We start from the raw sequence: 12,458 nt of genomic DNA on the forward strand, positions 1-12,458 counted from the left end.
TCGTCCGCAACGTCGTGCAGCAGGGCTTCGGCAACATCTTCATTTCGGTCAACTACAAGGCCCAGACGATCAAGGACTACTTCGCCGATGGCGCCGCCTTCGGTGCCAACATCGAGTACGTGCACGAGACTGAACGCCTCGGTACCGCCGGTGCGCTCGGGCTGTTTTCGACGCCGCCGGATCTGCCGATGATCGTCACCAACGGCGACATCCTCACCACGATCAACTACGGAGCGCTTCTCGACTTCCACAACGGAACGCCGGCGGAAGCGACGATGGCCGTTCGTGAGCACAAGGTGCACGTCCCCTATGGCGTGGTTTCCACGTCGGAGGGCTTTCTCCAGACCATTCGCGAGAAGCCGACCGAGAGCTGGTTCGTCAGTGCCGGCATCTATGTAGTTGGAAGCTCCGTCTTCCGCCATGTCGCCCCGGGCATCAGCATCGACATGCCGACCGTGCTGGAGCGCGTGATCGCCGATAAGGGGCGCGTCGCGGTCTATCCCATTCGCGAATACTGGCTCGACATCGGCCGCCTGGAGGATTTCGAGCAGGCGCACGCAGAGTTTCACGAGGTCTTCACGTGACCACGACAACCGCCGTCGTGGTAGGGCTCGGCTCGATTGGCGCAAGGCATGCGCGTGTCCTGCGCGAGCTCGGCCTTCGGGTCGCGACGGTCAGCCGGCGCGAAGGCGGCGATTACGGATCGATCGCGCAGGCCGTCGCGGCGGCGCATCCGGACTACGTGGTGATCGCCACCGAGACGGCGCGCCATGCGGACAACCTGCAAGAGCTCGGGCAGACCGGATTCCATGGCAAAGTCCTGGTCGAAAAGCCGCTCTTCGCGACACCGGCACCGCCCCCGAAATATCCGTTCCATGTCAGCGTCGGATACAACCTGCGCTTTCACCCCGTGATGACGGCGCTGGCCGAAAGGCTGCGCGGGCGCGAGGTGATCACGGTCGGCGCCTATGTCGGCCAGGACATCAGGGACTGGCGGCCCGGCCGCGATCACCGTGCGACCGCATCCGCCACGGCCGATGCCGGGGGCGGCGTGCTGCGGGATCTCAGCCACGAACTGGACTATCTTTTGTGGCTGTTCGGCCCATGGCATCGCGTCGCGGCACTCGGCGGCGCCTCCGGCGCTCGCGACATCGACGTCGACGACCACCTCGACCTGCTGCTCGATATGCAGCGGGCGCCATCGGTGCACGTCCACATGGACTATCTCGACCGCCAGGGCATCCGCCGCATTCGCGTCAATGTCGACGACGACACCATCGAGGCCGATCTCGTCGGCAGCCGTCTCACGGTCAACGGCAAGGCAACGCAGATCCCCAGCGAGCGCGATCAGAGCTATCGCGACATGCATGTCGCGGCGATGCATGGCGCCAGCCCGGTCTGCTCGCTGCCCGAGGCGCTCGGCGTCATGCATCTGATCGACGCCAGCGAGCGCGCGCTGCGCACCAAGAGCTGGGTATCGCCGTGAGTCTCATCTGCACCATCTGCGCGCGAGGCGGCTCGAAAGGGGTCGTCGGCAAGAACGCGCGCGATCTCCTGGGCAAGCCGGTGCTCGCGTGGAGCATCGCGCAGGCACGCGAGACCGGCCTGTTCGATGCGATCGCCTTCAGCAGCGATTCGGACGCCCTGCTCGGCGCGGCGATGAAGGCCGGCGCCGATATTGCAGTCAAGCGCCCGGACGAGATGGCGACCGACACCGCGCCCAAGCTGCCCGCGATCCGCCACTGTCTCGAGCAGGCCATCGCGCAGACGGGCAATACGCCGGAGATCTTCGTCGATCTCGACGTCACCTCGCCGCTCAGGCTGGCCTCCGACATCACCGGTGCCGTTGGACTGCTGCGCGAGAGCGGCGCGCGCAATGTGATTACCGGAGCGCCGGCGCGACGCTCGCCCTATTTCAACCTGGTCGAGCAGCGCGCCGATGGCAGCGTCGGCCTCTCCAAATCCGCCGATCCTCCCATCACGCGCCGGCAGGATGCGCCGCGCTGCTTCGACATGAACGCCTCGATCTATGTCTGGCGCGTTGCGCCGTTTCTGGAGCAGCCCGCGGTGTTCTATCCGGACACGCGTCTGTTCGAAATGCCGGAGGAGCGTTCGATCGACATCGATTCCGATCTCGATTTTGCGTTGGTGGAACTGTTGCTCCGCCAACGACTGCCGGCCTGAGGAGGCGCAAGCGATGACCACGAGCTTCAAGGCCCTGTTCGATCTGACCGGGCGTACTGCCGTCGTCACCGGCGGGTGCGGCATCCTCGGACGTCGCTTTGCCGAGGGGCTTGCCGAGTTCGGCGCCAACGTCGCGATCGTCGATCTCGATCAGGCCGCAACCGATGCCGCCGCAGCCGAAATCGCCTCACGCCATGCCGTCCGCGCCAGAGGCTACGGCTGCGACATCACCAGTCCTGACGCGGTGCGCAACGCTGCCGATGCGATCGAGGCGGACCTCGGACCGGTCTCGATCCTGCTCAACAACGCCGCCAGCAAGACCCGCGACGTGGACGCCTTCTTTGCACCCGTCGAGACTTTTTCGCAGGACACCTGGCGCGAGATCATGTCGGTCAATCTCGACGGCATGTTCACCGTCGCGCAGATGTTCGGCGGCCGGATGGCCGAGCGCGGCTACGGCTCCATCGTGCAGACCGCATCGATCTACGGCCTGATGGCGCCCGACCAGCGCATCTACGAAGGCTCCGAATATCTCGGCCGCGCCATCAATACGCCCGCGGTCTATACGGCGTCCAAAGCCGGGGTCATCGGCCTGACCAAGCACCTCGCCACCTACTGGGCGGCGAAGGGCGTTCGCGTCAATACCCTCACCCCCGGCGGGGTGGAGAGCGGGCAGAACGAGACCTTCAAGGCGCGCTATGGTGCCCGTATCCCGCTCGGCCGCATGGCTCGCGCGGACGAAATGGTCGGAACGATGCTGTTCCTGGTGTCCGACGCGGCATCCTACGTGACCGGGCAGAACATCGCCGTCGATGGCGGCCTGAGCGCCTGGTGACAATCCACAAATGATCAAGCGCCTGATCCAGAACACGGTGATTTCGGCGTTTGCCTTCGGCGTGTCCGCCTTGCTGGGCCTCGCGGTCATTCCGCTGATCATCGGGACCTGGGGGGTGACCGAGTTCGGCCTCATCGTCATCTCGCGGCTGCTGCTTCCCAGCGGCATGATGGCGGTGCTGGACCTCGGTCTGTCCGAGGTCGCCACCCAGGTGGTCGCGCGCGCGCGCGAGCACCGCAATTGGACGCAGGCCAGCCGCCAGATCGCTTTCCTGGGAGTGGTCTCCATCGCGCTCACCCTGATCCTGAGCGCCACCATCTGGCTCGCGACGCCGCTTTTCGTCATCGTGATGAAGGTTGACGCCGCGCATCTGGAGGCGTTCACCCGGATCATGCACTACACGGCCCTGGCGAATCTCATCTTCGTTCCGGCGCTGGTGTGGGAAGGCATCGTCAAAGGCTTCGAGCGCTACAACCTGCTGCGCGTTGCGGAGGTCACGTCGACGGCGGCCTATGTCGGACTGACATTCGCGGCCTCGTGGGCGGCGGCGGGCTTCGAAGTGGTCGCCTACATCTATCTCGCCACGCTGGTGGCCCGTGCCGTCGTCATTGGAATTGCCGCCTTCGTCGCCCTGCGGCACAAGCACGTGCGATTGCTGCCGTGGACCCCCGACGTCCGGCAGGATATCCTGCATCGTTGCGTGCTGCTGCTGCAAGGCAAGCTGATGGGCGGCGTTTCCGGCCCCTTTCAGCCGTTCCTGATCGGATTGCTGTTCGGTCCGAAGGCTGTCGGAACCTACGACGCGCTGGTCCGATTGTCGCGGATATCCAAGATCGTCGTCAGCCTTCTGACCTCGGCCCTGCTTCCCGTCGCCAGCCGCCTCGACGAGCGCGGCAGCGCGGCGTCGTTCCAGCGCCTCGGCGATCTCGGCCTCATCATGATGCCGATGTTCGTGGTACCGCCGCTTGCCGCGAGTGCAATCCTCTCGCCCGAGATCATGAACCTCTGGATTGGTCCTCTGCTTGCTCCCTACGCGTTCTGGATGGGTGTGAGCTTCCTGGTTCCGATCTGCGCGCAATACGTGACAATCGGCAGCTTGATCTTTCTGACGCGGCCCGAGGTGCAGGCCCGGCTCAACAGGCTGATGGCCGTACAGCTCCTGATCTGGGCGGCAGTCGCTGCCGCGACGTTGCATCTGTTCGCGGAACGCGCCCTGATTCTCGGCCAGGTCATTGGCGGTATCGCCGTCCTGCCCTGGCAGCTTCGGGAATTGCGCAATGCACTCGAACTCGACCGCTATCGCTTCGCGAAGGCGATCGGAACTCAGCTTGCAATCCTGGTGCTGGCCAGCATTTCTCTAGCAGCAATTGCAGGTTACATTCAGTTCGACAGCGTGCTAAAGCTCGCGCTCGGTTCCATGGTTTTCTGTCTGGTGACTTGGGTGCTTCAATACTTTCTGGTGCTCGAGAAGCGGCATCGGACTGTATTTCCAGCGGTCGGGCAACTGATGGGACTTACATCCAGAAGCACTTGAATGAACACTCACGCGACAGTCCGCAACGCCATTATCGCAGATTTCGCTCCGGCCTCGTTGCCGGACAGGGTGGCAACCTACGCGCTCGATGCGGCGAGGAGCATCGGACGGCTCGCGCTGCGTCGCGTGAAGCGCACCGCCGACGTCGTCAATTCCGAGTACAATCTTTCGCATTGGCAGCGGATGCTGTCGGCCAAGACCTGGACGACGGCCACGAGCGTCGGCGAATTCCTGATCCCGAGGAATCCCGAGCTGGGTCTGCGCAAGGTCGACAATCGGATTTGCAGGATCGCGGCCGACGACTACTACCGCTATCGTGCCAAGGCGCTCGGCGAACTGCTGGCACGGCACGCCGGTGGCGTCACGGAGATCGTCGAGCTCGGCGCAGGCTACGGCTACAATCTGCTGGCGCTGCACCTCAATCATCCCGAATGGACGCTGCGTGGGTTCGACATTGCGCCGAACGGCGTCGCGGCGGGCCGCGAGATCGCCGCGCATTATGGCCTGTCGGACCGGATTTCGTTCGACAGGATAGACCTGACCGACCGCAACGATCCAAGCTATGCCGCCATCAGGGACAAGGTCGTCTTCACCTATTTCTGCATCGAGCAGATCCCCTACGACGTGCGCAAGGTGGTGGACAACATCATCGCGGCGAGGCCGAAGCGGGTCATCAACATCGAGCCGACGACGGAGTTGCTGAATCTCTCCAATCCGCGAGACATCGTCAGCTTCCTCTACATTCGCTCGGTCGATTACCAGACGCAGCTCTTCTCGACCCTGGACGACTACGAGCGACAGGGCCGCGTCCGCATCCTGGCGCGCGAGCGGATGCCGTTCGCGCCGACGATCCACAATGATGGTTTTTTGTATTGCTGGGAGCCCACATGACAACCATCGACGCGACGCCCGATCGGCCCGCCCCGAAGAAGCAGAAGATCAACCAGTTTCGTCGCCTGTTGTGGCACATCAACCGGACCGATCTCGGCTGGGTCACCAAGGCGGCCCTGACGACTCTGCAACCGGGCGCACGGGCGAAGCGCGTCGGGTTGCTCAATCAGCTTCCTTCGAAGGCGGAATGGAGCGAGGCGAGCCGGAAGCTCGACCGGGACGGCTACGTCGACGTATCCGCGCTGATGGACCGCGGCCTTGCGGAAGCCGTTGCCGCAGTCGCGGACAACAAGGTGAGCCGGCTCAACGAGCTCTCGGACAAGCAGCAGCTCGGTCACAAGTCCTTCTGGGTGAGCCTCCTGGACGAGGATCTCGTCAACGGTGCATTCGCGACCGACCATCCCTTCGTGCGCTATGCGCTGCAGCCGGCGGCACTGCGCATCATCGGCGATTTCATGCATGACCTGCCGCAGCTCTCCGACGTGCTGCTGACGCTGTCCCAGCCGACCCCGAACCAGGCGCTGAGCTATTCCCAGCTCTGGCATCTCGATCACGACGACAAGCGCGTCTGCAAGCTCTTCATCTATCTCACCGACGTCCGCAACACCGCCGACGGTCCGTTCACGTTCATTCCGGCAGGCCCCTCCAGGCCGTTCCGCAACACGTTGAAGAGCCACATGAGCGATGCGCAGGTGTTCGCGAAGACGGGACCCGATGCGGTCAAGGAGATGGTTGCGCCGCGCCTGTCGTCGTTCATCGTCAACACGGCCCGCTGCCTGCACATGGGAAGCCGGATCCAGTCCGACCACAGTCGCCTCCTCTACACCGCGACATACATTCAGCAGCCGCGCATCTATCCCGAACCGCGCCCCCGTTTCCGGGCGAGCGGAGCCCTGACGGACGTCGAGCGCGCCGCGATGCGCCTGTGAGCCGGACCTGCCGGGAGCCCACATCTTGCGCATAGGCCTGGTGGTCGATCACCCCAAGCGTGACCTGCCGGGGGCGGTCATGCTCGGTTATCAGCTCGCGCGTCGCGGCGTCTCCGTCGTGCTGGTGCCGATGTACGAGCAGGCCGTCGACGTCCCGCGGCTCGGACTCGATGCGCTGGTCGTCAACTACGCGCGCCCGGTCAATCTCGACCTGATGCGCAGCTTTGCCAAGGCCGGCCTCGCGCTCTACGTCCTCGACACCGAAGGCGGCGTGCTCGCCGAGAAGGGCGGCAACTCGCCGCCGGCAATGGCCGCCCACATCAAGGGCAGCGGCTACGCGGAGATCCTCTCGGGCTATTTCTTCTGGGGCAGCCGGCTCCACGACGCCTTTCGCGCGGCCGGAACCATGAAGCCGGAGCAGCTCCACCTCACCGGATGTCCACGCTTCGACTTTGCGGCGCCGCGCTGGCGCCCGCTGCTCGATGGCGAGCCACGCGGCTACCTGCTCGTCAACGCCAACTTCCCGCTGGTCAATTCGCGCTTTACCGGCAAGCCGGGCGGCGAGCGCGAAGCGATGGTGCGGGCCGGCTGGGACGGCGCCTATGTCGATCGCTTCATCGCGGACCTGAAGCAGGTCTTCGCGAACTATCTCGCCGAGATCGACCGGCTCGCCGCGGCGCGACCCGACCGCAACATTCTCGTGCGTCCGCATCCGTTCGAGAGCGAGGGCGTCTATCGCGACGCACTCTCGCGTCACGCCAACGTGGTGATCGACGGCACCGGCAGCGTGCTCGACCGCATCCGCAATGCGGCCGCCGTCGTTCATCTAAACTGCGGTACGGCCGTCGAATCGGTCCTGCTGGGAAAGCTTCCGCTCCAACTCGAATATCTGAACACGCCGACCACCGCGGGACACGCAGCGCTGCCCGCGCGCGTGAGCCGGCCAGTCGCCTCGTTCGACGAGCTGCTTGGCGCGATCGATCACATCGAGCGCGAGACCGAGACCTTCGATTTCGCCCGCGTTCATGCCGCCGATATCGAGGCCTTCTTCCATCTGAACGACGGCCAGGCCGCCGAACGCGTCGCGGACGTCCTGACGCGCGCGACGACCTCGCGCCGGCCATACGTGTCGCTGCTGGCGACCGTGAAGGGCACGCGCGACAAGCCGAGTGTCGGCCAGATCGTCAAGGGCGCCGCCAGCGCCGCGCTCGGATCGGCCGTCACGGAACGGCTGCGCAGCCGGTTCAACCCCGCCCGGCGCGACAAGCGGATCGAGCCGGTCTTCGTCAGGAGCCTGCTGCAGCGTATCGCAACTCATGACCGCGCGAGCCCGTCGCAATTCACGGCGGAACGAGCACATTGCGCGACGACGGGCTTGCCGCTCGCGAGCATTGCCATCGAACCCGCCCGATAGACCCATGGCCACATCCGCAAGAACCATTCTCATCACCACGCTTGCCGAATACCAGACCCGGTTCTGGATTCCGGTGGCGCAACGGCTGCGCGCGGCCGGCGATGACGTCGAATTGCTCGCCTTCGACGATCGCAGCGCCGAGATGTCGGCGGCCGAGGGCGTGCCGGTCACGAACATGTACCGCGAGGGCCTCAAGGGCGGCCCCTCGCCCGACGACCGCGGCGCGTTCGACGCACGCGTCGTCGCCTACGGGCTCGACGGGACCAATTTCCTGTTCAGCCATGAGCGCTTCACCTTCGGCATCCGCGACACCGCAGCGCTGCGACGACGGTTCATGATCTACGCCAACGCCATGGAGACCGTGCTCGACCGCCTGGAAAAGCAAGGCAAGCGCGCCGAACTGGTGCAGGAGCTCGGCGGCTTTCTCTCGGTGATCGCGAGCTTCTACGCCGCCAGGCGCCGCAGCATCCGCAACTGGTTCATCGAGCCTTCGTTCTTTCGCGGCCGCATGTACTTCACGCCCGACACTCTCGGCGCGCCCGACGTGATGCCGACGCCGGCGGACGCCGTGTCGCCGGAGGTACGTGCCTATCTCGACGACACGCTGACGCAGCGGGCGATCGTCATCCCCAAGAAGGACCAGCATCATTATTCGGCGGCCTTCAAGAAGGTCGTGAACCTGCGCAACGCCCGCCGCCTCACCGAGAAACTGTGGGACCAGTTCGCGCTCGGCAAGCATCAGGAGTTCGGGCACAATCTGCGCCACGCCCGCGTCCACGCGGCGATGGCGCTCAATGCGACGCGTCTGCGCAGGCTCTACAAGCCGATCCCCGAGGTCCCCTTCGTCTACTATCCGTTCCACGTTCCGGCCGACATGGCGCTGACGCTGCGCTCGCCCGACTATCTCGACCAGGTCGCAACCGTCGACTTCCTGCTGCGGACGATCCCGGACTCGCATGTGCTGGTGGTGAAGGAACACCCCGCCCAGATCGGCGCGATCTCGGCCGATCGCCTGTTCGAGCTGGCACGCCGCTTCGACAATCTCGTGCTGCTGCCGCCGCAGACCAACAATTACACAGTGCTCAACCGCGCCGATGCGGTCATCTCCGTCAACAGCAAGTCCGGCGCCGAGGCGTTGCTGCTCGGCAAGCCGGTCGTGGTGATGGGCGATGCGTTCTACCGCTCCTGCCCGCTGGTCCATGCGGTCGACCGGCTGGCGGACGTGCCCGCGCGGCTGCGCGAGGCGCTCTCCGCCGGACCGTTCGATCCAGCCAAGGGCGCGCCCTATTTCGAATCGGCCTGGCGCAGATCGTTTCCGGGCGAGCTCTATATCAGCGATCCCGCTCTGCTCGACACGTTTGCGGCTTCCTTGCGCGCCGCGATCGCTGAGCCCGCCCGCGCGAATTGAACGGACCCGTCATGCCGCTCGTCTCGATCATCACCCCATCCTGGAACGTCGAAGGCCTGATCGAGGAGACCATCCGCTCCGTGCAGAGCCAGAGCTTCGCCGATTGGGAGCTCCTGATCGCCGACGACTGCTCGACCGACAGGACACCGCAGATCATCGCCGACATCGGCGAGCGCGATCCGCGCGTCAAGCTGATCCGGCAGGCGAAGAACGGAGGGCCGGCGCTGGCGCGGCAGGCCGCGATCGACCGGGCGCAGGGCCGCTATCTCGCCTTCCTCGACAGCGACGATCTGTGGCTGCCCGAGAAGCTCGAGCGGCAGCTCGCCTTCGCGAAGGCGAAGCGGGCCGCGCTCAGCTACACCGCCTTCCGCCGCATCGACGAGACCAACACGATCACCGGACGGCTGATCGAGGTGCCGGCCTCGCTCAGCTATGGGCAGCTCCTGAAGAACACCGCGATCGCGACGCTGACCGCGATGGTCGACCGCGAGATCGCCGGCCCCATTGCGATGAAGAACGAGGGCTATGACGATTTCTGCCTGTGGCTCTCGATCCTCGAGCGCGGCCACATCGCCTACGGCCTCAACGAGGATCTCGCGCGCTACCGCGTCAGGGGCTCCTCTGTCTCCAGCCGCCCGATGCGCTCGGCCAAATGGGTCTGGCAGATCTACCGCAACGTCGAACACCTGTCCCTGCTCCGATCGGCCTGGTGCTTTGCTCATTGGGGCGCGCGGGCCTGGCTGAAGCGGCGGGAGTTCTAGACTAATCGGCCGGGCGTCCGACGCACCCGCCTAAAAAGCGCGAAAACAACCCCATGCACAGTAGCGGTGTTTAATTACCTCGATCCAAACCCATTTCGCTATTGGCGAGTCCGGCCGTTGCCGATACCACTCAGCCCGCTCCCGCTGCGAACAATCTGGAACCGATCATGCCGTTTGAAAGCTACAAGAACAGCCGCATCCTCGTGACCGGAGGCGCCGGGTTCATCGGATCGCATCTCTGCGAGCGGCTGCTCGATGCGGGTGCCGAAGTGGTGTCCGCGGACAATTATTTCACCGGCAGCCGGCGTAACATTGCCCATCTGATCGCGAATCCGCTGTTCGAGGCTGTCCGGCACGACGTCACCTTCCCGCTCTACATCGAGGTCGACGCGATCTTCAACCTGGCCTGCCCGGCCTCTCCGATCCACTACCAGCGCGATCCCGTGCAGACCACCAAGACCTCGGTGCATGGCGCCATCAACATGCTGGGGCTCGCCAAGCGGCTCAAGGCGCGCATCTTCCAGGCCTCCACCAGCGAGGTCTATGGCGATCCGCTGATCCATCCGCAGACCGAGGACTACTGGGGCAACGTCAACCCGATCGGCATCCGCTCCTGCTACGACGAGGGCAAGCGCTGCGCCGAGACGCTGTTCTTCGACTATTGGCGTCAGCACGGCCTGCCGATCAAGGTCGCGCGCATATTCAACACTTACGGCCCGCGCATGCAGCCAAATGACGGTCGCGTGGTGTCGTCCTTCATCGTCCAGGCCCTCAAGGGCGAGCCGATCACCGTGTTCGGCGACGGCGGTCAGACCCGTTCGTTCTGCTATGTCGATGACCTCGTCGAAGCCATCCTGCGCTTGATGGTGAGCGCGGAAGACGTCACCGGCCCGATCAATCTCGGCAACAATTCCGAGTTCACCATCCGCGAGCTCGCCGAGAAGGTGATCAAGCTCACCGGCTCGCGCTCCAAGCTGGAGTTCAAGCCGCTGCCGCAGGACGATCCGCGCCAGCGCCAGCCCGACCTCACCAAGGCGAAGACTGTCCTGAACTGGGAGCCGAAGGTCGCGCTCGAGGACGGCCTGAAGGAGACCATCGCCTATTTCAAGCACTCGTTCGAAATCGCCTGATCCGGCTGCACTCGATCGCCGCGATGGCGTCAGGCGAGCAGCAAACCGCTGGCGTGCAGGTCGTGGAGAAGGTCAACCGGGCTGACCGGCACGGGAGCATCCTGGTGCACTGCCGCCTCGGCTGGCACCGACGGTGCGGACGTGACCTCCGCACCAACCCAGCCGGGCATCGGATCAGGCGGCTCCGACGGGCTGGACAGTGACGTGTCATCGAACCTGAACACGAGCGCATCCCCCGCGAGCGGCGCAGCGCCGACGCTGCCGTCGCCATTGAGATCCTGATGGAGGGTCGGCTCCAGCGCCTTCAGGGACGGATCGGACCCGAGCACTTCCGGGGCCGCCGCCAGTGTGGTCACGAAGTTGCCGTTGGCGTCCGTGCTCCAGACGGAATAATGGGCGTTCGATGAGCTCTTCCAGACGACGTCGTAGCCGCCGCCCGACACCTGCTCGGCGCCAATGACCGTCCACACACCCCAATCCGCCGCGATCACCGCAGACCCTGCATACTTCAGAACAGGTCCGGTGCCGGTCGCGATGCTGTTCAGGTGGTAGTTGCCGCCGGACAGGACCACGCTGGTCGATCCGAGCGCCTCGATCGTGGTGCTACTGAGGGCAGGGGCGCCAATCGTGCCGTCGCCGTTGAGATCCTGCTGGAGTGTCGGCTCCAGCGCCTGCAGGGAAGGGTCGGTCCCCGGCATTTCGGAGGCCGCGGCGAGCGTGGTCAGGAAGTTGCCGTTGCTGTCCGTGCTCCACACCGAATAATGCTGGGTCGATGAACTCTTCCAGACGACGTCGTAGCCGCCGCCCGACACCTGCTCGGCGCCAATGACCGTCCACACACCCCAATCCGCCGCGATCACCGCAGACCCTGCATACTTCAGAACAGGTCCGGTGCCGGTCGCGATGCTGTTCAGGTGGTAGTTGCCGCCGGACAGGACCACGCTGGTCGATCCGAGCGCCTCGATCGTGGTGCTACTGAGGGCAGGGGCGCCAATCGTGCCGTCGCCGTTGAGATCCTGCTGGAGCGTCGGCTCCAGCGCTTTCAGAGACGGATCGGACCCGAGCACTTCGGAGGCCGCGGCGAGCGTGGTCAGGAAGTTGCCGTTGCTGTCCGTGCTCCACACCGAATAATGCTGGGTCGATGAACTCTTCCAGACGACGTCGTAGCCGCCCGACACCTGCTCGGCGCCAATGACCGTCCATACACCCCAATTCGCCGCGATCACCGCAGACCCCGCGTATTTCAGCACAGGTCCGGTGCCGCTCGATATGCTGTTCAGGTGGTAGTTGTCGCCGGATAGGACCACGCTGGTCGACCCGAACGTCTCGATCGTGGTGCCACTGGCGACAGGCACGCCAATCGTGCCGTCGC

11 protein-coding genes and 1 pseudogene are annotated in these 12,458 nt (G+C 64.9%); 11 read left to right on the top strand and 1 reads right to left on the bottom strand.

The features are described from left to right. The 11 genes from IC50_RS19000 to IC50_RS19050 form a co-directional block, all read left to right on the top strand. The coding region (locus tag IC50_RS19000; RefSeq protein WP_035708136.1) for a nucleotidyltransferase family protein at positions 1-584 on the top strand (584 nt) is incomplete at its 5' end. Further along, positions 581-1,486: a Gfo/Idh/MocA family protein gene (locus IC50_RS19005; protein ID WP_035708139.1), complete on the top strand. Its 906-nt coding sequence runs from the start codon at positions 581-583 to the stop codon at positions 1,484-1,486. The genes IC50_RS19000 and IC50_RS19005, both read left to right, overlap by 4 nt. Further along, positions 1,483-2,184 (top strand): acylneuraminate cytidylyltransferase family protein, encoded by a 702-nt coding sequence (locus tag IC50_RS19010; RefSeq protein WP_035708142.1) that lies wholly within the window; start codon positions 1,483-1,485, stop codon positions 2,182-2,184. Before IC50_RS19005 ends, IC50_RS19010 begins: the two co-directional genes overlap by 4 nt. A gap of 13 nt (positions 2,185-2,197) precedes the next feature. Then, complete coding sequence (locus tag IC50_RS19015) at positions 2,198-3,019, top strand: SDR family oxidoreductase (RefSeq protein ID WP_035708144.1); 822 nt, start codon at positions 2,198-2,200, stop codon at positions 3,017-3,019. 10 nt (positions 3,020-3,029) lie between these two features. Beyond that, positions 3,030-4,553, top strand: coding sequence for a hypothetical protein (locus tag IC50_RS19020; protein WP_035708147.1), 1,524 nt, complete (start codon positions 3,030-3,032; stop codon positions 4,551-4,553). Then, positions 4,554-5,444 carry a class I SAM-dependent methyltransferase gene (locus IC50_RS19025; protein WP_035708150.1) on the top strand — a complete coding sequence of 297 codons (891 nt, stop codon included), beginning with the start codon at positions 4,554-4,556 and terminating at the stop codon, positions 5,442-5,444. After that, the gene (locus tag IC50_RS19030; protein WP_050991033.1) at positions 5,441-6,373 is read left to right on the top strand and encodes a hypothetical protein; all 933 of its coding nucleotides are present in this window, start codon (positions 5,441-5,443) and stop codon (positions 6,371-6,373) included. The genes IC50_RS19025 and IC50_RS19030 overlap by 4 nt, the downstream gene beginning before the upstream one ends. Before the next feature lie 25 nt (positions 6,374-6,398). Continuing rightward, positions 6,399-7,787, top strand: coding sequence for a surface carbohydrate biosynthesis protein (locus tag IC50_RS19035; protein ID WP_035708153.1), 1,389 nt, complete (start codon positions 6,399-6,401; stop codon positions 7,785-7,787). Between the two features lie 4 nt (positions 7,788-7,791). After that, a complete protein-coding gene (locus tag IC50_RS19040; RefSeq protein ID WP_035708157.1) occupies positions 7,792-9,195 on the top strand; it encodes a capsular polysaccharide export protein, LipB/KpsS family in 1,404 nt (467 codons plus the stop codon). Positions 9,196-9,206: 11 nt separating this feature from the next. After that, positions 9,207-9,956 (top strand): glycosyltransferase family 2 protein, encoded by a 750-nt coding sequence (locus IC50_RS19045; RefSeq protein ID WP_035708160.1) that lies wholly within the window; start codon positions 9,207-9,209, stop codon positions 9,954-9,956. 167 nt (positions 9,957-10,123) lie between these two features. Next, complete coding sequence (locus IC50_RS19050) at positions 10,124-11,086, top strand: UDP-glucuronic acid decarboxylase family protein (RefSeq protein WP_035708166.1); 963 nt, start codon at positions 10,124-10,126, stop codon at positions 11,084-11,086. Between the two features lie 29 nt (positions 11,087-11,115). Here the strand turns inward: IC50_RS19050 and IC50_RS19055 are convergent. Further along, positions 11,116-12,458: pseudogene (locus IC50_RS19055) on the bottom strand (M10 family metallopeptidase C-terminal domain-containing protein); the annotation flags it as partial.

The sequence above is a fragment of the Bradyrhizobium genomosp. I (2014) genome, assembly GCF_000261685.1.
In the GTDB taxonomy this organism is placed as follows: Bacteria; Pseudomonadota; Alphaproteobacteria; order Rhizobiales; family Xanthobacteraceae; genus Bradyrhizobium.